18 protein-coding genes are annotated in these 25,595 nt (G+C 70.6%); 13 read left to right on the forward strand and 5 right to left on the reverse strand.

What is annotated here, in order from left to right; genetic code table 11:
* Positions 1 to 188: 188 nt before the first annotated feature.
* The 6 genes from IH48_RS0103565 to IH48_RS0103590 all read left to right on the forward strand — a co-directional run bounded on the left by IH48_RS0103565 (position 189) and on the right by IH48_RS0103590 (position 9,752).
* A complete protein-coding gene (locus tag IH48_RS0103565) occupies positions 189 to 2,747 on the forward strand; it encodes a Z1 domain-containing protein (protein ID WP_030898898.1) in 2,559 nt (852 codons plus the stop codon).
* Positions 2,744 to 3,769, forward strand: a complete 1,026-nt coding sequence (locus IH48_RS0103570; RefSeq protein ID WP_030898900.1) for a PD-(D/E)XK motif protein — start codon at positions 2,744 to 2,746, stop codon at positions 3,767 to 3,769. Before IH48_RS0103565 ends, IH48_RS0103570 begins: the two co-directional genes overlap by 4 nt.
* Positions 3,766 to 5,721 (forward strand): hypothetical protein, encoded by a 1,956-nt coding sequence (locus tag IH48_RS0103575; RefSeq protein WP_158710238.1) that lies wholly within the window; start codon positions 3,766 to 3,768, stop codon positions 5,719 to 5,721. The genes IH48_RS0103570 and IH48_RS0103575 overlap by 4 nt, the downstream gene beginning before the upstream one ends.
* Positions 5,718 to 6,614, forward strand: a complete 897-nt coding sequence (locus tag IH48_RS36520) for a hypothetical protein (RefSeq protein WP_199809878.1) — start codon at positions 5,718 to 5,720, stop codon at positions 6,612 to 6,614. Before IH48_RS0103575 ends, IH48_RS36520 begins: the two co-directional genes overlap by 4 nt.
* Positions 6,614 to 8,458 carry a DNA cytosine methyltransferase gene (locus IH48_RS37450; RefSeq protein WP_324604281.1) on the forward strand — a complete coding sequence of 615 codons (1,845 nt, stop codon included), beginning with the start codon at positions 6,614 to 6,616 and terminating at the stop codon, positions 8,456 to 8,458. The genes IH48_RS36520 and IH48_RS37450 overlap by 1 nt, the downstream gene beginning before the upstream one ends.
* 169 nt (positions 8,459 to 8,627) lie before the next feature.
* Positions 8,628 to 9,752, forward strand: a complete 1,125-nt coding sequence (locus tag IH48_RS0103590; RefSeq protein ID WP_037840812.1) for a DNA cytosine methyltransferase — start codon at positions 8,628 to 8,630, stop codon at positions 9,750 to 9,752.
* A 66-nt stretch (positions 9,753 to 9,818) separates the two neighbouring features.
* Here IH48_RS0103590 and IH48_RS0103595 read toward each other — a convergent pair whose 3' ends face one another.
* Complete coding sequence (locus IH48_RS0103595; protein ID WP_078849429.1) at positions 9,819 to 10,214, reverse strand: very short patch repair endonuclease; 396 nt, start codon at positions 10,212 to 10,214, stop codon at positions 9,819 to 9,821.
* A gap of 189 nt (positions 10,215 to 10,403) precedes the next feature.
* On the opposite strand from IH48_RS0103595, the gene IH48_RS0103600 reads away from it, so the two are divergent.
* Complete coding sequence (locus IH48_RS0103600; RefSeq protein WP_030898915.1) at positions 10,404 to 10,991, forward strand: RNA polymerase sigma factor; 588 nt, start codon at positions 10,404 to 10,406, stop codon at positions 10,989 to 10,991.
* Entirely contained in the window at positions 10,988 to 11,905 is a 918-nt protein-coding gene (locus IH48_RS0103605; protein WP_030898918.1) for a hypothetical protein, read from the forward strand. The genes IH48_RS0103600 and IH48_RS0103605 overlap by 4 nt, the downstream gene beginning before the upstream one ends.
* A gap of 105 nt (positions 11,906 to 12,010) precedes the next feature.
* On the opposite strand, the gene IH48_RS0103610 is transcribed toward IH48_RS0103605, so the two are convergent.
* Positions 12,011 to 13,228, reverse strand: a complete 1,218-nt coding sequence (locus tag IH48_RS0103610) for an amidohydrolase family protein (RefSeq protein ID WP_030898920.1) — start codon at positions 13,226 to 13,228, stop codon at positions 12,011 to 12,013.
* Between the two features lie 105 nt (positions 13,229 to 13,333).
* On the opposite strand from IH48_RS0103610, the gene IH48_RS0103615 reads away from it, so the two are divergent.
* On the forward strand, positions 13,334 to 13,804 hold the full coding sequence (locus IH48_RS0103615) for a MarR family winged helix-turn-helix transcriptional regulator (protein ID WP_030898922.1): 471 nt from the start codon (positions 13,334 to 13,336) through the stop codon (positions 13,802 to 13,804).
* Positions 13,805 to 13,907: 103 nt separating this feature from the next.
* Here the strand turns inward: IH48_RS0103615 and IH48_RS0103620 are convergent, their stop codons facing one another.
* Positions 13,908 to 15,215 carry a hypothetical protein gene (locus IH48_RS0103620; RefSeq protein ID WP_030898924.1) on the reverse strand — a complete coding sequence of 436 codons (1,308 nt, stop codon included), beginning with the start codon at positions 15,213 to 15,215 and terminating at the stop codon, positions 13,908 to 13,910.
* A gap of 309 nt (positions 15,216 to 15,524) precedes the next feature.
* A complete protein-coding gene (locus IH48_RS0103625; protein WP_078849430.1) occupies positions 15,525 to 16,886 on the reverse strand; it encodes an aminopeptidase C in 1,362 nt (453 codons plus the stop codon).
* A 188-nt stretch (positions 16,887 to 17,074) separates the two neighbouring features.
* Here IH48_RS0103625 and IH48_RS0103630 point away from each other — a divergent pair, with 188 nt between their 5' ends.
* The 4 genes from IH48_RS0103630 (at position 17,075) to IH48_RS0103645 (ending at position 21,366) form a co-directional block, all read left to right on the forward strand.
* Positions 17,075 to 18,667, forward strand: a complete 1,593-nt coding sequence (locus IH48_RS0103630) for a hypothetical protein (protein WP_158710239.1) — start codon at positions 17,075 to 17,077, stop codon at positions 18,665 to 18,667.
* Positions 18,668 to 18,702: 35 nt separating this feature from the next.
* Complete coding sequence (locus IH48_RS0103635) at positions 18,703 to 19,260, forward strand: hypothetical protein (protein WP_030898932.1); 558 nt, start codon at positions 18,703 to 18,705, stop codon at positions 19,258 to 19,260.
* Between the two features lie 187 nt (positions 19,261 to 19,447).
* Positions 19,448 to 20,614, forward strand: a complete 1,167-nt coding sequence (locus IH48_RS34245) for a sensor histidine kinase (protein WP_158710240.1) — start codon at positions 19,448 to 19,450, stop codon at positions 20,612 to 20,614.
* Complete coding sequence (locus IH48_RS0103645; RefSeq protein ID WP_030898939.1) at positions 20,611 to 21,366, forward strand: response regulator; 756 nt, start codon at positions 20,611 to 20,613, stop codon at positions 21,364 to 21,366. The genes IH48_RS34245 and IH48_RS0103645 overlap by 4 nt, the downstream gene beginning before the upstream one ends.
* 119 nt (positions 21,367 to 21,485) lie before the next feature.
* Here IH48_RS0103645 and IH48_RS0103650 read toward each other — a convergent pair whose 3' ends face one another.
* Positions 21,486 to 25,577 carry a family 78 glycoside hydrolase catalytic domain gene (locus tag IH48_RS0103650; protein ID WP_107059208.1) on the reverse strand — a complete coding sequence of 1,364 codons (4,092 nt, stop codon included), beginning with the start codon at positions 25,575 to 25,577 and terminating at the stop codon, positions 21,486 to 21,488.
* Between the last annotated feature and the right edge of the window lie 18 nt (positions 25,578 to 25,595).

The following is a 25,595-nucleotide window of genomic DNA, read 5'->3' on the forward strand; positions in this document are numbered from 1 at the left end:
ATCAGCCACATGTGAAGGTTTTGTGACCCGCCTCCTCTACTGGGACCAACGCGCGGGGGCTAACGTGGTGGTTCGAGTGAGGTTGCGCACCTGTCCCACGGCGCCTCCATGCCCGTGAGCTGCATACGGGGCAGGAGTGTTCGCCGGTCGGCAGTCGCGCGGGACGGATAGGGGGACGGTCGACTGCCATGGGCGACGATCTTGACGGTATGTACGACACGTTCAAAGCTCTGCTGGACTCCTTTCCCCCTGCGGAGGCTGTCAAGCGGCTGGAGCAGTTCGGTGTCAGCCCGGACGTCGTGGAGCTGATCCGGGAACGGCACGAGCAGCAGACGATCCGCATCAAGGAGCTCCAGGAGCCGCAGGCCGTCGTCATGGACGGCCGGGACACCTGGTACACCGGCCCACAGAAGAAGGACAAGTGCTGGCCCGCGATCAAGGAGCTGCTGCTCAAGGACGGATGGTCGGAGGACCCGGGGATCAGGAGCCTCGACGATTCCTCCACCCGTATCGTCTCGCTGCTGAACCACCCGAAGGAGAAGAGTTTCTCCACACGCGGTCTGGTCGTCGGCTACGTCCAGTCGGGCAAGACGACGAACTTCACCTCGGTCATGGCCAAAGCGGCCGACCGCGGCTACAAGCTTTTCATCGTCCTGGCCGGGATCCACAACGGCCTCAGGCGCCAGACGCAGGCTCGGCTCGTGCAGCAACTGGTGGAGCCCAACCCCTCGCTGTGGTCCCAGCTCACCGGGCTCGACAAGGACTTCACGCCGCAGGAAAACCCGGCGGGCTACTTCGGGCGCAGCAATCGGACGCACGTGCTGTGCGTGGTGAAGAAGAACGCGACGGTGCTGCGCAAGCTGGCCGGCTGGCTCGGCAAGGCGTCCGAATACCTTCAGGGCTGCCCCGCGCTGATCATCGACGACGAGGCCGATCAGGCCACCGTGGCGACCAAGTCGATCAACCCGCTGATCCTTCAGATCATGGGTCACCTGCCGAGGTCCGCCTATGTCGGGTACACGGCCTCCCCGTTCGCGAACCTGTTGATCGATCCGGGCGCCCAGGACCTCTATCCGAAGGACTTCATCGTCAACCTGCCGAAGCCGGAAGGTCACTTTGGTACGGAAGTCCTTTTCGGTCGGTACGCGCTCGACGGTGAGGATCCGGAACAACTCGACGACGGTCACGACATGATCCGGTCGGTACCCGACGACGACGTGTCGGCCGTACGTCCCGAGACCAAGGCCGATGTCGAGGGATTCGAGCCCTTCATCACGGACACCCTGCGGCGTGCGGTCGACTACTTCTGGTTGGTCACGGCCGCACGGCGCGTCCGCGGAACGGGCAACCCGCACAACACGATGCTGATCCACACCAGCGTCAACACCTCGGTGCACAACAGCTTCAAGACTCCTCTTGAGCAACTGCGCAGCAGGTTCGTCCGGTCGTTGTCCACGGGAGACGCCGACTTCCTCGAACGGCTACGTGGTCTGTGGGACGAGGAGACGAAGCGGGTGCCCGCGTCGGAGTTCGGCGAGACCAAGGTGCGGTTCGACGATCTGTTGCCCGAACTGCCCACGGTACTGAGCAGTTGCCGCATCATCATGGACAACTCCAGCAGTGAGGACCGCCTGGACTACGAGAACGGTCCTGTGGTCGCCATCGCGGTCGGCGGCAACACACTGTCCCGCGGACTGACCCTGGAGGGCCTGTCGGTCAACTACTTCGTGCGCTCCGTCTCGGCCTACGACACGCTGTTGCAGATGGGACGTTGGTTCGGTTTCCGCAACGGCTACGCCGACCTGCCACGCATCTGGATGACCGATGAACTGGCCGAGTGGTTCCGGCACCTCGCGACGGTCGAGACCGAGATGCGCCGGGACATCGACGTCTACATGACCGAGTCCGAGAACCCCATGACCTTCGCCGTGCGCCTGCGCACGCACCCGGCCCTGCGCGTGACCGCGGCCGCCAAGATGCGCGACGCGGTGGTGGCTGCCTCGTCCTACGGCGGCAAACGGATCCAGACGCACTACTTCCACACAAACGCCCAGTGGCTGGGCGGCAACATCACCGCCGCCCGCGCTCTCGTCGCGTCCGCCACCGCGAACGCGGTCGCCATCGAGGAGCGGCCGTCCGAGGGACGTTACGTCTTCCGTGACGTGCCGCACGACATCGTGATCGACTTCCTGTCGAGCTACAAGTTCCACGAGAAGTCGCCGGAGAACGATGCGGACCTGATCATCCAGTACATCCGGAAGCGGGTGAGCGCGGCCGGGTCCCTGCGCCGCTGGAACATCGCGGTGGTGGGCAATCCCAGGGGTGGTGGCTTCCCCTTCAGCCCCAGGGTGCGCGTCGGGCTCAACACGCGTGCTCGGCTGAAACCGTCGGGCCCTGCTGCGGACTTCGCCGACATCAAGACTCTGATGAGCCGTCGGGACGCCGCTGTCGACCTGGCCGGGGAGGTGAGCGGCCTGACCGAGAAGGGGATCATGGAGGAACGCCGTAAGCAGCTCCCGGACACCGGACTGCTGGTCCTCTACCCGATCGACAAGGTTTCCGAGCCGACGCCGGCGAAGAAGTTGCGTGCGCCTCTCAACGCGGAGGAGGACGTCATCGGCGTGGGCCTCGTGTTCCCCGAGCCGCGCGAGGCCGACAGCACCGTCGAGGGCTACATCTCCGCCGACCTGTCGCAGGTGCCGATCGAGGACGAGGACTACGGGCTCCTCGACGGCGAGGACGCATGATCGAGGAGGACCTTCGCGGCCTTGTCGAGCAGCAGTGGAGCGCGCTGGAGGCCGAGACGGCCACGGGTGAGGGACGCTTGCGTGCGTGCGACCTTCCCGTCGACGTCCACGACGGACCACTGGTGCTGGCCGTGGACCACGAAGGATTTCGCCACGTCCTCCTGCCCACGGCCGGTCACACCAAGGTCCGCAGGGGTTTGGACGGTCCCGTGCTCGCCCTGCGCAAGCGTGGCCTCGAGGACGCCGCCTCCTACCAGGCGTATGCCGACCTCGCCTGTCTGCGTCACGACGTCGACGACCTGTTCACCGAGCTCTGCGTCGATGTCGTCGTTGCGGCCGAGCAGTCGCCCGACAGCCCCGTCAAGGCGCTCCACCAAGTGCTGGATCGATGGAAGGCGCTCTTCCGCTCGCAAGGCACGCCACTCGGCCCCGAGGAGCTCGCGGGCCTGTTCGGCGAGTTGACCGTGCTGCTCCGGCTGCTCCGCGCGGACCCGAGCGCGCACCTGCTCTGGCGAGGGCCCGACGGCAACCGTCACGACTTCGCTGCCGGAGTGCGTGCCGTCGAGGTGAAGACGACGACCAGAACCGAAGGACGCCGAGCGCGCATCCACGGTCTCGACCAGCTGGAGGCACCAGAGGCCGGGACACTGGTCCTGGCGTGGTTCCGCGTGCGGCGCGCCGGAGGGACCAGCACAGGGGTTTCGTTGACCGAGGTGGTCGCGGAAGCGCTGAGGCTCTGCGACGACGAGGGCGCACTGCTCGGCCTGCTCGCGCAGGCCGGTTATCGCCCTGCCGACGCCGATCACTACGGGGACGTGCGTTTCACGATCGTGGAAGAGCGGTGGTACGGCGTCGGGGCCGACTTCCCACGGCTCACCGTGGGCGCTCTCACCGCCGCGGGCGTGCCCGTGTCGATCCAGGACGTCGAGTACACCATCGACCTGTCCGGGGAAACCCCGGCTCCTCTCGCATCCCACCAGATCTCCGACGTGATCGACGACCTGATTCGGGAGTCCGTGTGACGGGGCCTCGTTGGTTCTCCCAGCCGTATCCCCCGGAGGGCGCGAGTGCGGCCGAGGGCATCCGCAATCAACTCGGACGCCCCGCACTCGACCTGCTGACCATTCTGGTACGCGAATCGGCCCAGAACAGCTGGGACGCACGTCTCGGGCAGACGGCCGGCCCTGTGGATTACCGCATGGACATGTGGACCGTCGGACCGGCACATGCGGCGGCATGGCGTGCCCTCCTCCTTGAGGGCGCGCCGGCGAGAGTGGAGGACTTCCCTCTCCGCAAGGTCCTGAGGCAGGGATCCATCCCCGTCCTGGCCGTTTCCGACCGGGGCACCCGAGGTCTCGGAGGGCCTACCCGGGCCGACAATGCCGTCGGTCCCGAGCGGGACTTCGTGTCCTTCGTCCGCAATATCGGCGAACCTCGCGACGTCGCCCTGGGCGGCGGCACGTACGGCTTCGGCAAGGGGATTTTCTACCTCCTGTCCGGAGCGGGGACGATCCTCGTGCACTCTCGTTGTCGGACGCCGGAGGGCGGCTACGAGACGCGGCTCATCGGTTGCACCCTCTGGCAGAGTCACGTGGCGGGTGGTCGCCGCTACACCGGACGTCACTGGTGGGGCGACACCTCCGGGGAGGTCGTCGAGCCCCTGATCGGTCAACAGGCGGAGGCCACGGCGAAACGCCTGGGCCTCAGGCCGTTCGATCTCGACGAGACCGGTACGACGATCGTCGTCGTCGACCCGAATCTGGATGACCTGGAGCGGCCCGCCGCGGCCGACTACTTGGCGGAGACCATCGCGTGGCAGCTCTGGCCCAAGATGATCTCCGTCGCGGACGAGTCTTCAGCCATGCGCTTCACGGTCACCTGTGACGGCATCGATCACCCCGTGCCCGACCCCAGGGAGACCCGACCGCTCGACATGTTCGTCGCCGCCTACGAGAGCATGGCAGGTCCGGACGGCAGCGATCTCCAATGCCTCAAGCCGAAGCGTCATCTCGGCCGTCTCGGCCTGATCAAGCGCATCGTGCCGCCCCTCGAACCGACACGTGCCTCACGCATGGTCGACGTCGAGGACCTCGTCCATCACGTGTGTCTGATGCGCCCGGCCGAGTTGGTGGTCACCTACCGGCCCGGACCGAAGCCGCCGAGTGTCAACCAGGGTTATGCCGGCGTCTTCCGTGCGGACGAGTCGATGGACGACGTCTACGCCAAGGCGGAGCCACCCACTCACGACGCCTGGAACCCGCAATCCCTCGACAGGCCTGAGAGCACCTTCGTCAGCTCGACCTTCCGGCGCATCGACGAGGCGCTGGAGGATCTGCTCTCTCTCGGTGGTTCCGCCCGCCCCGGCGCCGGCCAGGTCGCGCTCGGCGCCGCCAGTTCACTCTTCTCCGGACTCGTGGGCGGCGCCTGGGGCATCGGCGGTGCCACCGCGTACGCCAAGCCGGGCAGTACCGTCGTACGTACCCGCATGCGCGGAACCGACGATGATCAACGGGGCGAGCCGGCCGGCGGTGCCGCGTCCAGCGATGCGACCGGTGCCGGCACGGTGGTCGGCGGTACGTCCGCCACCGACCGACCGCCCGGCGCGGGCACGAACGGTGTCGCGGCCACAGCGCGCAGACGGCCGCGCGTCGAGTTCATCGGAGAGCCCTACTACGAGGACCGGGGCGACGACACCCTTCTCGTCCAGGACTTCCGGCTTCCCGTACCAGGGCTCCAACGGGTACGCATCGATCTCGCCGTGACACTGCCCGGCGCCAACGGGCGCGAGACGGACCCGCCCAAGGGGGCGAGCATGCCCGAGCTCGTCGGTTGGGAGGACGCGGCCGGAGAACTCCGCACGACCGAGTCGTGCGTCATCGAGGGAGGGGACGCTCGCCGGCGCGCCCTCGTGCGCCCGGCGCCGGACACCATGACCGAGATCGACATCAGGGTGCAGGCGGTGACGAGCGAATGACCCGGCGCGTACTGCCGTACCGCGTTCCGTCCGAGGATGTCGTCGAGACCGAGCCGTGGTTGCTCGTCGACGGGGACGACGCGGCGCCGATGCCCGAGGCTTTGCCGGACTGGGACTACCACATGGACCTACGTCTGCGCAGGACCGTCCGTGTCGACCTCGACCGCGCTCGCACCCAATCCGGCCTCCCGGTGGACGCGGCGCTCGGCCTGGCCGTCGCGTGGACGGCCACCGGGTCGAACCTCGGCGGACCCGCGAGCCATGTGCCACTGATCGGCCACGGAACGATCAGCACGGACATCGAGACCCTGCTGCGCGGCTCCGATCTCGGAGGGCTCGTCCTCCTCGACACCGCCCTCGTCCTGGCCGAGCGCCTGCCCGACGCCCGTCCGTCCTCGCCCCGGCGAGCGGGTTCCGTGCTGTGGAGCGACCGGGAGTCGCTGCGCCTCCAGGGCGACGCGCCGCAGTTCCCGATGGCAGTGATCGACTTCGCGCGGACCTCCTTCCCCGAGCACGCGGCCTGGCACCTGCAGATCAGCGGGAGCCTGGACAGCGCCACCATGGGTTCCCTGCTCCTGCTCGTCAACGAGAAGAACACGGTCACTGCCACCGCGTTCGAGAACGCGGCCAAGCCACGACCCGTCGACCGCATCGTGTTGTCCGCCGTCTACGCCGACGCGGCCCGAACCATGATCGAACACGCACTCGGCCAGGACGACTTCACCCAGGACGCCGACTTCCCCGACGGTTCACTCGGCGCCACCATGCTGAACCTCTTCGACCAGCTCTTCCCGGACCAGTCGATCACCGATGTCCGCCTGCGCCGCCGGAGTTCGCCCGCTCTGTTCGCCTCGGACATGCAGGCAGCGGTAAAGATCTTCGAGGTGTCCTGATGAGTTTTCTCTATCCTCGGCTGCTGACCGAACAGGCTCGGCCGCTCTTCGAGGAGTACCGGCACCTCGACGTGTCAGATCTGACAACCCGAGTCGGCTTCTCCCACGAGTCGTCCGTGTACGTCGCCACCGGCGGTGACCGTGTCTCCGCGCGCCACCTTCGCGGCCTCCGTTCGGCTGTTGTCGATCTCGCACAACGCGCGGGATTCCCCGACGACTCCGACCGCACCCGCAACGCGGAGTTCGACATCCGCCTCGCCGCCCTGCTCCACGCCGAGACGGGTATGGTCCCCGCCGAGGCCGCCTCCCGTGACGTCTGGGCGTTCATGGCGCTCGTGCTGCTCCCCGATGTCGCCTTCTGGCGCTACCCCAGACCGCCGCAGGACCGCGTCCTCGGCACCGACCTCACCCGCCACGTCTTCGGCCGACTGTGGTGGCGGGCCCAGCTCGTACGGTCCTCCGACGAGGCCGCCCCCTACAGTGCCCTGAACATCCTCGGCGAGGCGGCCTTCGACCAGATCTACGCCCGGCGAGCGGCCCTCGGCGGCAGCCCGCACCTCGTCCGCGCCATCCTCCGCGTCTGGGCGGACCTCGACCTCGGCGGCCTCAATGAGCGTGAAACGCTGCGCGACTTCCTCAAACGGCTGCTGAGACTTGCTCCCTTCGTGCTCTTCGACGGTGTTGAAGAGGCAGCTCTCGACGACGAACTGCGTGCGGTCGCCGAGGAGTCCATCGGCGCACAGCGCCCGACCACAGCGGCCGACGGAGGCCGGGCGGCCACCGCCGGGCCGGAGGCGGCCGTCAGGGTGGTCCCGGACATCACACCGTCGGAGCCGGTCCCACCGGCCTCACGCACACTCGCGGAGAACGTGCCGGTCGCTTCGGTCGGCACGTCACACTTCACGTCGTTCGAAGTCTGCGCGGGCGCCGGCGCCCAGGCCCTGGGCCTCGAACAGGCCGGGTTCGACCCGGTGCTGCTCGTTGACAGCAAGGCCGACGCCTGCTTCACGATCGGTGCCAACCGGCCGGGCTGGGACGTCGTCTGCATGGACATCACTCAGTTCCGGCCCGACATGTGCCCGGATGTGTTCGGCGTCGACCTTCTCAGCGGTGGTCTCCCACGGGTGAAGTCCATGGCGGCCGTCGCGCGGACGGAGGACGGCGAGGAGCGTCGGGTCCTCAGGGCGGTGATGGCCCTGTCAAAGGAGATCGGGCCCAAGGCCGTACTGCTCGAAAACGTGCCCGACCTCATCGAGAGCCCTGAGTTCACGGCCGATCGCTCGTGGATCGACGACGAACTGCGTGCGGCCGGCTTCCACACGGCCTGGACGACTCTCAACGCACAGGACTTCGGGGTCCCACAGAACCGGAAGAGCGGCTTTCTCGTGGCCCTTCGGGACCCGTACTTCGCCCGCTTCTCCTGGCCCGAGCCGCACGAACTGCCACCTCCGAGCGTGGGCGAGATCCTCGGCCCCTCGATGTCCGCGAACGGCTGGACAGGTGCGGATCGCTGGATCAAGGGCGCCGACCGCGTTGCTCCCGCCCTGGTCGGCGGCTCTGATCGTCGCGGTGGAGCCGACCTCGGCCCGACCGGCAGCAAGAATGCCTGGGCAGCGCTCGGTGTCAACGGCATCAGCCTGGGCGACGCGCCACCGGACGCAGACTTTCCTGCCGACGGACACCCGAGGATCACTGTCGGCCAGGCCGCGCTGGTGCAGGCGATCCCGGAAAGCTGGCACTTCCACGGCGGCAAGACGTCCAGATACCGACAGGTCGGTCACGCCATGCCTCCGCCGCTGGCCACCGCGGTGGGACGGGCGATCGCCTCGGCGCTGCGCGGCTGACAGGCGCGCGGCGCGCTGGGCAGCAGGGTTCGGGCGTCCGGAACGCCACTTGCGCACGCCGGGCATCACCGGCCCCCGCGCCGGCTACGATGAGGGCGGCCTGCCAAGGCCCCCAGCCCCAGGGAGCAGGGAGAACGTCGACCTGCCCCTCGTCCCGCAAGGATTGTGCGTGTCCGACAGCTTCAAGATCGTCGACCTGTTCGCCGGCCCGGGAGGGTTCGACGTGGCCGCTCGAAACCTGGGTGTGCCGGTTGTCGAGGGAATCGAATGGGACGAGGACGCCTGCGCCACCCGCCGCGCAGCGGGGCTGCCCACCCGTCGTGCTGATGTGCGTGGGTTCGGGCCGGAGGACTATCCCGAGGCGAACGTGCTCGTCGGAGGTCCCCCGTGTCAGACATTCACTGTGGCCGGCAACGGTGAAGGACGCGCCGCACTGGACGCGGTGACGAAGTTCGCCGATCGGTACGCCGACGTCCGGATCATCGAGGACTTCGCATCGATCGGCGAGGAGCTCAAGCACCTCAGCGACGAGCGTACGGGGCTCGTCCTGGAGCCCCTGCGGTGGGCACTCGAGGCACTGCTCCTGGGCCGTCCGTACCAAGCGGTCGTCCTGGAGCAGGTGCCGGCGGTGCTACCGGTGTGGAAGGTGTTCGCCCGCATCCTCTCGGAGAAGGGCTACGAGGTCGCGGAACCCGCCGTGCTTCGAACCGAGGAGTACGGCGTACCGCAGACCCGCCGCAGGGCCATCATGATTGCCAGATGGGCCGGTGCCGGAGCAGCACTGGAGGGGAAGCCCAGGCTGCCCGAGCCCACTCACCGCCACTTCAGCCGAAGCGACGGCCGTGACGCGGGAGAACCGGCACTGCGGCAGTGGGTCACGATGGGTGAGGTGCTCGACCGCCGAGGCCCGTACGAGGTGGTGTCGAACTACGGCACAGGGGGCGACCCCAAGGCTCGCGGGCGTCGGCGTTACGACCAGCCCTCGGCGACCGTCACCGGCAAGGGGTCGCGGAACAAGCTGGAGTGGGGCGGCCGGAAGCTCGGCGAGTTCGACCTGCCCGAGCTGGGACAACTGCAGACCTTTCCCGCGGACTACCCGTGGCGCAGGCGCAACGGAGACAATGCCACCGCTCCCGGTACGCGCAGCGTCATCGCCCAACAGATCGGCAACGCCGTACCGCCCCGCTTCGGCATGCACGTACTCGCGGCCGCGCTGGGGCTCGGTGACCGGCTCGAGGACGGCCTCGCGCGACTCCCGTCCTGGCGCCGGACCGAGAGGTCCGAGAAGGAGTAGACGTCCGGGCACTGCACGAGCCTTTTGCTTGCGTTGATCGAACGAAGCGCGATATCTCGCTCCGCGTCAGGTCCCGTGAGCGGACGGGGACCGCCTCGCCTCAACGGCGAGACTGATCTGCTCGGCCACCTCCTCCGCGGGCTCGTGCTCCCAGAACCTAAAGACGGTCCACCCCTCGGCCACCAGATGATCCGTGGTCTCACGGTCTCGCGCAGCGTTCCGATCGAGCTTGGACCGCCACCACTGAGCGTTCGCTCGTGGACTCGTGGCGTGTTCAGGACACCCGTGCCAGAAACAACCGTCGAAGAAGATCGCTATCCGGGCCTTGCCGAAGACGACGTCCACCGTTCTGCGCCGCATGCCCGGGACAGGCACGTGAAGGCGGTACCTGAGGCCCCGACTGTGCAGCAGTCGGCGAACGGCCAGCTCCTGCGCTGTGTCGCGCGACGCCTGGCGACTCATTCGCGCCGCTACGGCGGGTGACGATGCTGTCGGGGCCATGCCTCCAGTCTCCCATCGAAGCGCGGCGTGAGCACGGACGGGCCGGCGCGTGACATGGCGAGACCGTAGGAGCCGTGCGCGCGAACGCTGGCCGCGTTCGGCGACAAGTACTGGGTGAGACTGTCGTCCGACTGTCGGAGACGGAGATCTGTGGAATCGGAACAGGACGGGCACGACCGCGACGGTGATGCCCAGTTGTCCTCGGCCGCCGACGATCCCGCGGCGTTCACGCCGTTGGTCGAGAAGCACTCGGCGGCGCTGCACGGCTACTTCGTGCGGCGGGCGCCCGGGGCTGCGGATGATCTGCTGGCCGAGGCGTGGCTGCAGGCGTTCGCGTCGCGGCGCACGTTCGATGCCTCACGCGGGTCCGCGCGGGGCTGGTTGTTCGGGGTGGCGCGCAACGTTCTCGCGGGCCATGTGCGGCGCGCGGCGCGGCCGGAGGCCCTGGTGGGTGGGCAGGTCGTCGACCCCTGGCACGCGGTTGACCAGCGGCTGGACGCGGCGGCGCTCGCGCCCGCGCTGCGCAGTGCCCTCGCCGAACTGCCCTCGGAGGAGCGGGAGCTGGTGCTTCTCGTCAGCTGGGAGCAACTGACGCCGGCGGAGGCGGCCGCCGCCGTGGGCATTCCCGCGGGGACGGCGCGCTCGCGGTTGCACCGGGCGCGTGGCCGGTTGCGTGAGCGGCTCGCCCCGGCCCGCCTGGTCGGGCGGGGCCTTGGCGTGACGGGAGACCTGGCATGAGTACGTACGACGTCGAGGAGACGGGCATGAGCGAGCAGCAGGCACTGATGGACTTCCCCGGCGCCGAAGCGCTGCGGGCGGCGGGCCGGGTCGAGGCTCCGTCGGCGGACGCGCTGGCCCAGGCGCTGACGGTGGTCAAGGGGGCCGTGCGGGAGGAGCAGGATCGAGGCGTGCGGGACGGTGCGGTGGCGTCCATGCCCAAGCGTCGTCGTCACCTCCTCACCGGTCTCACGTTGGCGGCTGTCGCGGCCGGTGTCGCTGTGGCTGGCGTGAATCTGGGGGCGGGTGCCCAGCACGGGACGGCTCAGGCGAAGTCCGCGTCGGTCTTCCTGAACAACGTCGCCGACGTCGCCGCCACCCAGTCGGCCGGCTCGGGGCGGTACTGGAAGATCGACACCGGCTCCATGGACGGATACGTCTCGCGTTCCATGCAGGTCACCTACACCACCTCCTCGGGCAAGCCCTTTCGCAAATCGCACTTCCCCGGCTGGCGGCTCGGGTCGAGGACGTACGACTGGAACGGCCTGGACGCGCTGACAACGGACCCGGCCCAGCTGCTGCGGAAGATCGAGAACACCACCAAGGCGTCCGCCGATGAGGACGAGGACGCAGCGACGCTCGGCTTCGTGCAGGCAACCACCCTCCTCGCCGACGCCCCTGCCGGGCCGCGCCTGCGCAGCGGCGTGTTCAAGGCGCTGGCGGACCTGAAGGGCGTGACCGTCATCGGTACCGTCAAGGACAGCATCGGGCGCAGTGGGACGGAGCTGTCCTTCCACGGGGGCGTCGGCACCACCGAGGTGATCGTCGACCCGAAGACCAGCAAGCTCCTTGAACTCATCGAGCCGTGGCGGAGCGAGAAGGACCAGCGCCGGGCGACGTACCTGTCCACCGGGCTGACGGACAGCATCGGCTGACACGCGACGGCGCGAAGGCGCGACGGCGCGACGGCGCGACGGGCGAGCCCGGGACGCAGGGCGGCGGGCGGCGCACGGCTCCGGGTGGGCCGTGCGCCGTCGGCGTCACGCGGCCAGGCGGGCGCCTCGGCGCCAGATCGCGCGGGTGTTGAGCGTGTCCGTGATCGTCGTCGTCGGGTCGCCGTCGACCAGGAGGAGGTCCGCGCGCAGGCCCTCCGCGATGCGGCCACGATCGCCGAGGTGGAAGCGGCGGGCCGTTGTCGCCGTGGCCGCGCGCAGCGCCCGGGGCGGCGTGAGGCCTGCCGCCACGAGGTATTGCAGCTCGTGGTGCAGGCTCGCCCCGTGTGCCAGGCCGCCGAAGAACGTCTCGGGCATGGAGACGTCCGTGCCGGTGAGGATGTCGACGCCTGCCGCGTCCAGGGCGCGCACCGTGTCGTACACGTCGTCGAGCTTGCCCTGCGGGTAGCGGTTGTAGCTGGACCGCAGCGCCTCGTCCCACTTGCCGTCGAGGCGCGCGGCAACCCGGGGGTCGTCGGCGAGTCCGCCGGCGGTGATGCCCATCATCGAGGCGTTGAGCGTGACGCAGGGGACGACGAACATGCCCGCGTCCCTGATGAGTTCGATCAGGGCGGGTGTGTGCGGCTGGTCCATGAAGACGTGGGTGAGGCCGTCGACGCCGGCTTCCGCGGCCATCCTGGTGGCCTCCGCGGTCAGTGCGTGGGCCACGGTGAGGGCCCCGTACTTCTTGGCCTCCGCCACACCGGCGTTGAGTGTGGCCTGGTCGAGCGACGGCAGTCCCGGGTGGCCTTCCACGCTGCCGTCGTCGATCATGAACTTGATGAAGTCGGAGCCGCGGGCGAGGAGTTGCGGGACGAAGGCCGCGGCCTCCTCGGGGGTGGAGGAGAAGGGCATCAGCGGCATCACCGGGGGCAGGTCCCACTTCGGGCGGAACCCCTCCGGCATCAGCTCGCTCGGGTGGCCGCCGGGCGGTGTGATGGCGAAGCCGGCAGAGCGCACGTCCGCCACGGTGTCGTCGTCGGTGATGGCCCCGCGGTTCTCCCGCGTGTTCATCCCCTGCATCTCCAGCTCGGTCGTCACACCGAAGCGCAGGGCGAGCGCCAGGGAGCCGGGGGCGGAGTGGACGTGTGCGTCGATGAGGCCAGGCAGCAGCGTGGCACCGCCGCCGTCGACGATCTCGCTGCCGCTGGGGGCGACGCCGCCGACACGGGCGATCCTGTCGCCGTCGATGACCACGGTGCGGATGCCGAGCGTCTTCTCCCCGTCGAAGACACGGGCGTTGGTGATCGCGGTGGGTACTGCCATGGCGGTTCGCCCCTCGGTTGCTTGCTCCCTCAGATTTACATAACTGATGCTATGGAGTTGTGCAGTGATATGCAAATGTGGGGGCGCGGGCCTAGAATCGGCCGCATGAGCAGTGCGTCCTCCCCCGAGCAGCCCGCCGACGATCCGCTGCTGGACCAGATCGGGCCGGCACTGTCACGCCTGCGGCGACGCACGCCCGCTTCGAGCAAGGACCTCTCCCGCAACCTCGTGCTCAACGTGATCGCCGACGCGCCGGGCGAGACGACCGTCGGCGGCCTCGCCGCCGAGATGGGCGTCGCCCAGCCGGTGGCGAGCCGGACCGTCGCCGCCTGCATCGACGACGGGCTGCTGCGCCGGGCAGCGTCGCAGTCCGACGGGCGCCGCACCGTGCTCGTACTCACCGAGCACGGTGAGGCCGAGCGCGGCCGCTTCGCCTCCGAGCAGCGCGCCGCGTTCCAGGAGATCACCGCCGCCTGGTCGCCGGAGGAACGGGTGCAGTTCGCCCGGCTGTTGGTCCGGTACGGGGTCGACGCCACCGCGTGGTCAAGGGCGCGGGCCGCGAGCGCGCAGACGTGAAGGCGCAGGCATGAGCGCACAGACATGAGCGCGCAGACGTGAGGGAGGGCGCCCCCTCTTCAGGGGCGCCCTCCCTCACGCTACTGAGCCTCGTGACGGTGCGTCAGGACGCGGAGCCCGCCTTGCGGCGGCGGCCGACGACGAGCGCGATGGCGCCGAGTGCCACCGCGGCCCCGGCTGCCGCCGCGAGCTTCGGGAGGGCCGAGGACGAGCCGGTGTGGGCGAGTGTGCCGGTCGCGGTGGCCACCGGGGTCGCCGAGGTCACCGGGGTGGCGGACTTGCCGCCCTGGGGCTTGGTGCCCGCGTTCGGCGACGTGGACGCACCGGGCTTGGCGCCGCCGCCCGCGTTGTCGCCTGCCGCGACGATCTTGAAGGGGTACTCGGTGGGCAGGTTGCCGCCGCAGGACTTGTCGTTCTGGACGTAGTCGCCGGCGACGAAGGCGAGGCCCTCGCCCGCCGGCGCGTCGGCGTCGACCTTCAGGCGCAGCTTCACGTCGGCGGACGCACCGGCCTTCAGCGGGCTGATGGAGCCGGCGTCGCCGCTGGTCCCCACGCTCTGCCACGCCTTGGAGGAGCTGGTGGACCACTGCAGGTGCAGTGCGTCGTCGATGATGTTGCGGCCGGTCTTGTCCGTCGCGTGGAAGTTGACGTGCGGGACGACCTTGTCGAGGGTCTTGTCCGTGCCGTTGGTGACGTGGACGGCGAAGTCGGTCGTCGAGCCCGCGGCGATCTTGGACGGCAGCCTTGTGATGGCGGTGGTGAGCTTGGACTCGTAGCTGCAGTCCTGGCCGCCCGCCGCGGCCTCGGCGTCGGCGAGCGCCTTGTCGGCGGCCTTCTTCGCCGCGAGGGCCTTCTTCTCGGCCTTCTGCAGCTTGCCGAGCTCCGTGAAGGCCGCGACACGGGCGTCTTCGCGGGCCTTGACCGCCTTTTTGGCGTGGGCGTCGGCGGCCTTCTTGGCCCTCGCCGCGGTCTCGGCGACGGCCTGGGCGTCGGTGACGGCCTTCTGTGCGGCCGCCTTCTGCTCGTCCGTGGCGTCGTCGGGCAGCGCGGCGAGCGCGGCCTTGGCGTCGGCGAGCGCCTTGTCGTCGGCCTTCTTCACGGTGGCGGCGTTGTCCGCCTGCTCCTGGGCCTCCTTGGCGGCGACGTTGAGGGGCGCGTCTTCGGATCTGAGGGCGTCGATGGCGGCCTCTCCGGCCTTCGCCGCGGCCACGGCGTCGTCGTACGCCTTCTGCGCCTTGGCGGCGGCCTTCTCGAGCTGCTCGATGGACGGCTTGCCCGACTCCCCCTGCTGCTGCGCCTGCGTGGAGGAGGCCGGCTTGGCGTCGGCGAGCGCGGGGGTGGCGGACAGCAGGACGACGGGCGCGGTCACGGCGGCGGCGACGGTCGTGGCAAGGGTTCGCGAAATCTTCAACGGATTCCTTCACGGGGCCGGAGGCGGGCGGAAAGTGCGGTGGAAGCCGCTGCGGTAGCACTCACACAGGGCTTGATTTGGTGATCGTATGACCGGAAACGCCGTTGTCGGAAGCGCGTTGGGCACGTGAAGGGCGCTTCACACCGTCCTCACAGGGTGGGCAATTGCCGCATAAGGGGGTGGTTGCCCACCCCCCATTGGGTACTTTCGTGATGCATATCACTGCGTGGGGACGGGCTCGGAACGGCCGAGGGCGGGCCGCGCGAACGTTCCGCGCGGCCCGCCCTCGGCCCTTGCTTCTCGCCGTTCTCAGTCGGCCAGCGCGCCCATCGGGTCCCAGGCCGGGAGAACGATCGGCTCCTGGTCGAGGGCCGCGGCCATCTCCGGCGGCAGCGCGGAGCGCCTGACCGCGACCTCGAAGACGTGCTCGCCGAACCACGAGTCGTTCATGGTCCAGAAGCCCTTGTCGGCCCGGTCCTCGCCCCAGCTGTTCTCCACCCGCCAGCGGCGCGGGCTGCCGTCCACGACGTCGACGCCGGTGAACAGCATCGCGTGCGTCATCTCCGTGTCGTGGAGCACCAGCCGGTCGGCCTTGTCCATGGTGAACTCGGCGTCGTAGACGCCCGCGTAGTCGAAGAGCTCGGCGTCCCAGACGCCGACGTCCGCGCGCATCATCTTCGCCACGTCGCAGCCGAACCACACCGGCTCGCCGCCGACGATCGCGTCCATCGCCAGCTTCTTGAGCAGCTCGATCCGCCCGTTCAGGTACACGACCGGCGGGGCGTCCACGATGTTGCCGAGGTACTCGACGGTGAAGGTGCGGCCCACCGGGCTCGACTCGCGCGGGTCGTGCACCAGGCAGACGTACTCGTCCAGCGGCAGCCGCACGTACTTGGCCGCGAACTCGGCCGGGGTGAGCCAGCCGTCGCGGTGGAACTCCTTGTCCTTGTCCTCCCACTGCCACAGGAACCGCTGCGGCGGCGTGCCGAGGTGGATGCTGAGCACGCGGTGGACGGCGGCCAGGATGTCGCGCTTGTGCTCCCGCTGCGCCTCGACGCCCTCGGACGCCTGTGCGCGCAGGTCGCGGGCTCCCTGGCGGAGCAGGGTCTCCAGGGCGCGGTTCATGGCGTGCGTCGAGGAGGAGCTGTCCGTCTCGGGCATGGCCGACTTGGGTACGAGGCCGTGCTTGGCGACGAGCGCCACGAACATGTTCCACTGCCCGCCGTCGCCGATCGGGTCGGTCAGCAGGCGCCCCACCGTGCGGTCGTCCACGTCACGGGCGGCCGTCTCGATGATCGCCTCGAGGAAGTGGTTCGCCCGCTCGAACTTGTCCCACCAGAGCGTGTAGTTCTGCGAGAACTCGAAGTCCTTCAGGCCCATTTCCTCGGCCGCGCCGACGCGCAGCAGGTTGAGGCCCGCGAACATCCAGCAGCGCCCGCTCTTCTTCTGGTTGGTGACCTTCCAGTCGTCCAGGTGGTGGGAGACCGAGTGGTCGATGCCGGTGACGACCCGCCGGTCGAGGGCGACGTCGTCCACCGGCGTCTGGGTGACGGCGTTCTGCATCAGCCGGTTCGCGGGCCGGGCGGCGAAGCCCTTCTCGAAGAGCTCCACCTGGTCCGGCGTCAGGCTGCGGGCCACGGTCGGGCGGGCGTCGTCTTTTCCGTAGCTCACGGCGGTATTCCTCCAGTTCCCGGTGCTCACGAGGGGTGCGCACCCTCACCGTCGCACGGCTGTTCGGCCTAGTCAACGCACGGTTCGAGCGTGGGCCGGCTCCGCCGCTGCGGCAAGGGGCCAAGGCGCCAAGGGGCTGTGACCGTTCCGAGGCCCGGGTGTGACGTGGGGTTGGCAGGGTGCTCGTGGTGGACACGTTGAGTGGGGCCGGGTTCAGGCGTGCGGGCGGGTGCCGGGTGGGCGGTGCGTGGCGGGTCGTCGCCGGGGTGCTGCTCGTGGCGGCCGCCGTCGTTGCCGGGGGTGTGCGGCCTGCGGCGGCAGGCGCCGCGGACGCGCCGGAGATCGACGCGCCGGCCGTTGTGTACGTGCCGCGCGGCGCGGACCGGCACACCGATCTGAGCGTGTGGGAGAAGTGGATCGGCGATCTCGACGTCACCTTCGACGCCAGTGACCTCAAGGGCGTCGTCGCCATCCGGACGGGCCTGGACGCCTGTCCCGTCCGCCTGCCCGTCTTCCACTGCTCGGGGCAGGGGACGCACAACCAGGCGCAGGTCGGCCAGTCCTTCCACCTCAGCCCGGCGAAGGGCGCCACGGCGGGCGACTCGGGTGTGCTGCGCTACCGGGTGGCCGTGCCCGGGCGGGCGGACGTCACCGGGCACACCGTCATCGTGGTCGGGAAGCCGGAGATCCAGGCGACCGCCCATGCGGATCGGGGTCAGGTGGACCCGGGCGGCCGGGTGGAGGTTTCGCTGACCTTGCACAACAGCGGCGATCTGCCCGCTCGTGGCGTGTCGTTCTTCATGGACGTGCGCCATGGGTTTGTCTTTGGCGACAGGCACAGCAACTGCCGCTACAAAGGGGGTGGTTCGGCTTGGTGCCGGTTGCCTGCCGGTGACGTGACCATTCCTCCTGGCGGCTCCTACCATCTCAGGACGCCGGAGACGCTGCGCGCCGCCTCCGACGCCATGTACCCGCGCGTCTCGTTCGAGGCGGCCGCCATCGGCGCCGACTACGTGCCCCCGGACGAGATCGCGTCGCAGTACCACCACGGCGACGGACCCGCGATCGGCCTCGTCCCCGGCGGCGGACAGGACGCGGGCGCCGCGAAGGGCGCGGGCGGCAACCCCGCGGTGCTTGAGGTGCCCGTGCGCAGCCACAGCGACCTCGTCGCCCTCGCCGGCACCGCGCGGGGGCCCGTCGGCAGCCGTGCCGACGTGCGCGTCGGTGTGCGCAACGACGGGCCCGGTGACCTGCCCGCACCGGTCAAGGTCGAGTTCACGGTGCCGCGGGGCACGACCGTCGTGTCGTCCCCGTACGACCCCTACGCCGACGAGGAGGTGTACGACCAGCGGTGCCGCGCCCTCGGCCCCAGCGGCAAACCACTCGCCGAGGCGTCCGCGCGGCAGCCGAGTGCCCGGCGGTACGTGTGCACGGCACAGGAGGCCGGGACGGCAGGCACCACCACGACCTTCCCGTTCACCCTCCGTATCGACGACGACGACGCCGCGCACACGGGCGGGCGTGTACGCGTGACCGACGGTGACGCCAAGCACCCCAGCCGTGACACCACGGCCGCCAATGACACCGCGCGGGTCGCCGTGTCGGTGTGGCCGGGGCCGTCCTGGGCGACGCCCGGCCTCTACGAGACGGTGGGCGTCCTCCTCGCGCTGCTCGGTCTCGCGGCGGGGATCCGCACCTGGCGCAGGCGGCGTGCCCGCGCACGCGTGAGGGCGGCGGCGGCCTCCACCCCGGTTTCCACCCGGGTTCCACCCATGGGTTGAAGGACTGCGGGCCCGATCGGCGAATAGTCGAGGCCATGAACACAACGGACTGGCTCGTCGACATCGCCCTCCTCCTCATCGTCGTCCTGCAGCTGCGCGGTGAACGGCTCACAGCGCGCACGATCCTCATGCCGCTGGCGATCATCGGATGGGTCGGCTACCACTACCTGCGCGACATTCCCACCGCCGGGAACGACATCGCGCTGATCGCGACCTTCACCGGCATCGGGATCGCGTTCGGCCTCGCCGGCGGCTTCCTCACCCGCGTCCGCGACATCGGCGGCCACATCCACATCAAGGCGACCTACACCGCGGCAGCCCTGTGGGTGATCAGCATGGGCTTCCGCCTCGGCTTCGCCATGTGGACCTCCCACCCGTCCGGCGCCCAGCACGTCGGCAACTTCTCCGTGGCGCACGACATCACCAGCTCCCAGGCGTGGGTCGCGGCCCTCCTCCTGATGGCGCTCTGCGAGGTCGTCGTCCGTATCGGCACGATCGTCGCCCGGGGCCAGCTGCTCCTCGCACGCGGCAAGAACGCGGCGGACGACGCCGCCGCGGCGCAGGTCGCGCCCCGCACCGGCAGCTACGTCTGACCGGCGGACCGCGGGGCCGGACGGATCCGGCCCCGGGCGTGATTCAGTGGTGGACAGGACACACCGGCCGGTGCCCGACGACGGGCACCGGCCTCGGACAGGCAGGACGAGGCGGATGCTGACCAGGCACTGGCCAATCGGATGGCGCGAACGGCCCTTCGATCGCGCGCTCATCGGGGGCTCTGTGATGGTGGCGTGCGGGGCCGTCTCCGTCGTCGCGGCCTCGACCACGACGCTCCGGGTCGTGGTCGGTGTGCTGATGCTCGTCGCGGAGCTCGGCATGGTGGTGGCCAGGCGGGTCACGCCGACGTACGTGGCGGCGACCGCCGCGCTGGTCACCGTCGGTGCGGGGCTCGCCATCACGGTGCTCGCGCCGAGCGGGCTCGGCTCCGTCCCCGTGCTGGCCGGGGCGTCCGCGCTGCCGTTGAGCCTGCCGGCGGGGCCCGTGCGCAACGCCGGGGTCGCGGCGGTCGCGGTCGCGTTCGGTGTCGCGATCGTGGTGGTCTCGGGCAGCGTGGCCGGGCTGCTGGCGGGTGTGGGCGCCTGGTTCATCGCGGACCGCATGGTCGAGCACGCGGCGCTGCAGGCCGAGCGCGACCGCGCGGTCTCGCTGCTGGCCGAGGTGGAGGCGTCGCGCCAGGCGCTCCAGGAAGCGGCGGCTACCGAGGAACGCACCAGGATCGCGCGGGAGATGCACGACGTGCTCGCGCACAGCCTGGCGGGCCTGTCCGTGCAGTTGCAGGGCATCCGCGCGACCGCCGCGGGCAAGGGCGCCCCCGACTGGCTGGCCGAACCGCTCGACCGCGCCGCCGGGCTCGCCCGCGACGGCGTCCAGGAGGCGCGCGCCGCGGTCGGCGCGCTGCGCACCGCCCACCCGCGCGGTGTGGACGACCTGCGCACGCTCGTCGAGGGCTTCCCCGGCGAGGCGCGGCTGCACGTCAGCGGCCGGCCGGGCCACGTCGGGCCCGAGACGGGGCACGCCGTGTACCGTGCCGTGCAGGAGGCGATGACCAACGCGGCGCGCTACGCGACCGGGAGCGCCATCGACGTGCGTGTGGTGTGGGACGAGCGGGAGTTGCGGGTCGGCGTGCGGGACGAGGGGCTGCCGACGGGGCGCCGCCCGTCGGGTGTGAAGGGCAGCGGTACCGGCCTGCGCAGCATGGCCGAGCGGGTGGAGGCCGTCGGCGGGTCCCTGACGGCGGGGCGCGCGCCTGGCGGCCCGGGCTGGCGGATCGACGTACGGGTCCCCGTGGGCAACGGGACGGACATGGCCCGCGGTGCGGGCTCGCCCCGGCCGGCGGGGCCGCAGGGCGCGCCGCCTGAGGCCGGCGCCGAGGGGAGGGCGCAGCGGTGACGATCCGGGTGCTGGTGGCCGACGACCAGGCAGTGGTGCGCGACGGGCTCGTGATGCTCCTGTCGTCCGCCGACGACATCGAGGTGGTCGGCGAGGCCGGCGACGGGCGCACCGCCGTGCGCCTCGCGACGGACACGCGGCCCGACGTCGCCCTCGTCGACCTGCGGATGCCCGAACTCGACGGCTCGGGCGTGGCGGCCGAGATCGCGGCCTCCGGGCTGCGTGCCCGGGTGCTGATCCTCACCACGTACGCGGACGACGACGCGGTGCTCCCGGCGCTGCGCGCGGGCGCCGTCGGGTACCTGACGAAGGACGCGACGAGCGAGGCGCTGCTGGCGGCGGTGCGTGACGTGGCGGCCGGGCGTACGGTGCTCGACCCGGCGGTGCAGCAGCGGCTCGTCCAGCTTCTCGTCGGTGACCCGGATGCCGCTGCTGCCGCGTCGGCCCCCGCGTCGGCATCGCCTGCCTCTTCCGCCTCTTCGGCCTCTTCCGCCTCTTCGGCCACGGCTTCGTCCGTGCCGCCGCCCCCGTCGTCGCCGGGGGTCCCGGAGGCGGCGGAGGGGCTCACCCGGCGGGAGATCGACGTCGTGCGGCTCGTGGCGCAGGGCCTCAACAACCGCCAGGTGGCACGGGAGATGGTCGTCGGTGAGGCGACGGTCAAGACGCACATCAACCACGTACTCGCCAAGCTGGTCATGGAGGACCGCGCCGCGCTCATCGCCTGGGCGTGGCGCCACGGGCTGGTCGACTGATCCGCCCACTTTCGGTGTGGGACGGGGCGGCCCCGCCGTGTTCGGCCCGTACGCGCCGTGCTCGCCGCCCCGGGTCGGGCCCGGGGCGGCGAGCACGGCGCGTACGGGACGCGTCCCTGTCAGGGCGCGAGTTCCGCGATGCGGGAGAAGCCGTCCTGGGTGCCGGTGACCACCACCCGCACACGCGTGGTCTCCACCGGTGCCGCGAACGCGATCCGCCGGACGACGGAGGAGTTGCCCGCCACCGTCGCCTGCGTCGTCCACTCCGTGCCGTCCCAGGTCTGGACGGTGAAGTCGGTGGGCACACCGTCCGGGAACGAGACGACTTCCACACCGCCCAGCTGCTTCGCGGACGGGCCGGTGACGGTCAGTATGTCCGGGTAGGCGTTCTGCGTGTCGTCGTTCCAGAAGGTGGACGTGTTCCCGTCGATGGCGTTGGCGGCGTCGTAGGTGCGTGTCGCGCCGCCCACGACGTTGGGCGCGTGCGAGCTCGACGCGGCCGCCGTGGTGCCGTCCGCCCAGCGGCCGAACACCGGGACGGTGACGGTGCCGGTGGCGACCGTGCCGTCCTGCGCCCGCACGCTCAGCGACACCGGATAGGAGTCCCCTGCCGCGTCGGCCGGCACCGCGATCCGCACGGTGGCGAGTGTGACCGACCGCGCCGGTGTCAGAGAGATCTTCGCCGGGGAAGCGGTGGCGGACCAGCCGTCCGGCACCCGCGCCGTCAGCCGCGCACCGGCCGCACCGGCCGCACCGGTGGAGGAGCCCTCGACCGCGACGCGCACGTCCACGGATGTGCCCGCGCTGACGGGCGCGGCGGTCCCCGCTGTCAGGGACAGGTGCGTGACGGGGGTCCGGGGCGCCGTGACCGTGAAGGTGTAGTCGCCCGAGCCCGCGGTCAGGGTCAGCGCCTGGCCGTTCGCCCCGCCCACAGACAGGCCGGGGTCCGTCTGCGGGTGGCGGCCCGCGGCATAGACGGTGTGGCCGCCCTCGCGGACCGTGGATCCGGTCCCGCCCAGCAGCGGCAACTCGATCGTCGCCGTCGCGCCGACGGGGACGACGGCGTGGTAGGTGAGTTTCGTCCCGTCGCGCCGCCAGGAGCTTTCGACGATGCCGCGGACGGTCCGCTGCGTCGCCGACACGTGGGTGAGGTCGCCGACGACGCTCGGCGCCAGCGTGAGGTGGCGGTAGCCGGCGCCGCCGCTGTCCGGTTGGATGCCGGCGAGCTGCTGATAGTACCACTGGCCGATGGAGCCGGCCAGGCCGATGTGGTCCTTGGACGACGTGCCGTCGGCGGCGGACGAGTCGGGCCACTTCTCCCAGATGGTGCCGGGGCCGTTGTCCACCATGTACCCGAAGCTCGGGGCGTCGTGGCGCTGCGCCACGGCGAGCGCGACGTCGTTGCGTCCGTACATGGCGAGCGCCTGGAAGACGTAGGTGGTGCCGACGAACCCGGTGGTGACGTGGTCGTCGTGTGCGGCGACGTCCTGTACCAGCCGGTCGACGGCGGTCGCCCGCTGGTTGTCCGGGACCAGGCCGAGGACCAGCGGCATGGCGTAGGAGAGTTGGGAGCCGTTGCCGAAGACGCCCGACCTGGCGTCGAAGTAGCGCTTCAGGAACCCGGCCTTCACCTGCCCGGCGAGTGCGGTGTAGCGGGTGGCGTCGGCGGTGTGTCCCGTGACGGCGGCCATCTTCGCGAGCAAGGTGGCGTCGAGGTAGTAGAACGCGGTCTGGAAGTAGGAGTGCGGTGTGCTGACGGAGGCCTGCCAGTCGTCGCCCCAGGCCGTCGGGGAGTGGACCACGACGTGGTCGGCGTCGCTGATGGTGGCGAGGTAGTCGACCCACGCCTTCACCCGCGCGTAGTTCTCCGTGATCGGCCGGGTGCTGCCGTACTGGGTGTAGTCGTGCCAGATGATCTCCGGGTACGCCGTGCCCCACGCGGGGTCGGTGGCCCAGGAGTTCTGGCCGCCGTTGGCGGGCGCCACGGACGGGATGCTGCCGTCGGCGTTGGCGCTGGTGCGGACGTCCCCGAGCCACTTGTCGTAGAAGGACTGCATGTCGAAGTTGCTCATGGCCTCCCGGTCGGTGTCGCCCGCGTCGCCGAGCCAGCCGTGCCGCTCGCGGGTGGGGCAGTCCACCGGGATGGATTGCAGGTCGTTGAGCTGGGTCTGCGCCACTGCGCCCTGGATCTTGTTCAGCAGCGGATCGGACGTGGTGAACCGCCCGGTGACCGGGACATCGGTGTGCACGGCCTGCGCGGTGACCGTGACGTCGGCGTCGTCGGGCAGCCCCTTGAGTTCGGCGTAGCGGAAGCCGGCGTACGTGAAGTGCGGTGCGTACGTCTGCGCACCCGAGCCGTCGAACGTGTAGTGGTTGGTCTGCCGCGGCGCATCGGCGTCGGAGAAGCTGATGTTGGCCGTGGACACCTGGCCGTGCGCGTCGAGGATCTCACCCTGTTTGATGTCCACCGTGGTGCCGGCGGGGGCGGTGGCCCGCACGGTGACCCATCCGGTGCGGTTCTGGCCGAAGTCGTAGACGCGCGTCCCCGCGGCGGGCCGCGTCTGCGCGACCGGCTTGAACGTCCGGACGACGCGGGTGGGGGGTGTCACGTCCGCCCGGGGTGTGGTCATCGCGTCGAACGTGGTCGTGGAGTGGGCGCCGTACGCGCCGAGTTCGGCCAGACGGAACGTGCATCCCGCGCTCGTGCACGGCAGTTCGGTGGCGGTCACCCGGATGTAGCGGCCCGTGACGTCGACGGGGAGGTCGACGGGCGAGGCGCCGGGGTTCGGCTGGTCGGCGCCGGTGCGGTCGGCGACGGTGGTGGCGTCCGCGAACGTCGGGTCGTCGCCGACCTGGACCTTGTAGCGCACGGGGAAGCCGTCGCCGGGCAGGTCACCGGCCGTGTCGTTGGTGGGCCTCGCCGGGAAGAGCCGGATGGTGCGCAGGTGCTTGTCGGCGCCGAGGTCGGTCTGGACCCACTTGGTGGTGTCCCCGCTCGACTCGATCCGCGAGTGGTAGCCCTCCGAGGCGTCGACCGAGCCGTCGATCCCGTCGGTGAGTGCGGGCGGCGACCACCCCGCGGTGGTCGTGGTGTCGAGGGCGGTGACGGGCTTGCCCTCGGCCAGGCTCTTCGGGTGTGCGACGGGGAACAAGGCGCGCACGGGCGCCCAGCCGCTGTCGTCGAACCCGGTGGTGTCCCAGCCGGGCACGCTCCTGCGCGCGTCGTACGTCTCGCCGTACCAGAAGTCGTCGCCCGTGACGGGGCCCGCGGCCGTCTTCCAGGAAGGGCCGGTGCCGAAGGCCGCGGTGGAGCCGTCGGTGTAGGTGACGTCGAGCTGCGCGGCGAACACGGGTTGGCCGCTGAACTGCCCCTTGCCGGCCATCATGGCGAGGGTGTTGCGTCCTTTTCCGAGTCGGGAGGTGACGTCCAGGTCGCGGTAGAGCACCCGGGAGTCGTAGTCCGTGACCGAGGAGTCCAGGACCTCGGTGGATCGCAGTCTCGCGCCGTTGAGATGGGGCTCGACCACGCCCTGCGCCCCGAAGTACAGGCGGGCCCGGGCCACCGGTTTGGTGAGGGTGAAGTCGCCGCGCGTGTAGGCGCCGTCGTCGACCCGCAGCCACCAGGCCGACCAGTCGGCGGGCTTGGGCAGCCCGACGTCGAAGGAGGCGCGCGCGGACCAGGGGGACGCCTTGCCCTGCTTGTTCCACGTCCTGACGGACCAGGTGTAGGTGTGGTCGGAGGCGAGCGCGGGCCCCGAGTAGGTGACGGCGGTGGAGTTCGCGGAGCGCACGCGGCCGGAGTCCCAGCCGCTCGCGCCGTGGTGGTCCTTGCCGTGGCCCTTGCCGTGGCCGGACGCCTCTTCCCGCCCGGGGCTTGGGGAGACGCGGATCTCGTAGGCGGTCTGCGCCTCGTCACGGCCCTTGTCGCGCACCGTCCAGGCGAACTCGGGCCGTGATCGGTCGAGCAGCACGTCGGACGCCTGCCCGTCGAGGCGGAGGGCCGTCGGCGCGAGCGGGGAACCGGCGGTGGTCGGCCGTGCCGGCGGCGGCGCGGGGTGAGGGGGAGCAGCGGGATGCGCGACGTGCGTGGTCGGCACCGCGGACGCGGGATGCGCCGAGGCCGCGGCGGGTAGGGCCATCGCCGCCGCGACGAGCACGGCCAGCGTCCCCGCACGCTTGCGCCGGCCTCTTCGGTGTCCAGCTGTGAGCATGGTGACACCTCCTCAATG

The organism is Streptomyces sp. NRRL F-5126, from assembly GCF_000721265.1.
In the GTDB taxonomy this organism is placed as follows: domain Bacteria; phylum Actinomycetota; class Actinomycetes; order Streptomycetales; family Streptomycetaceae; genus Streptomyces.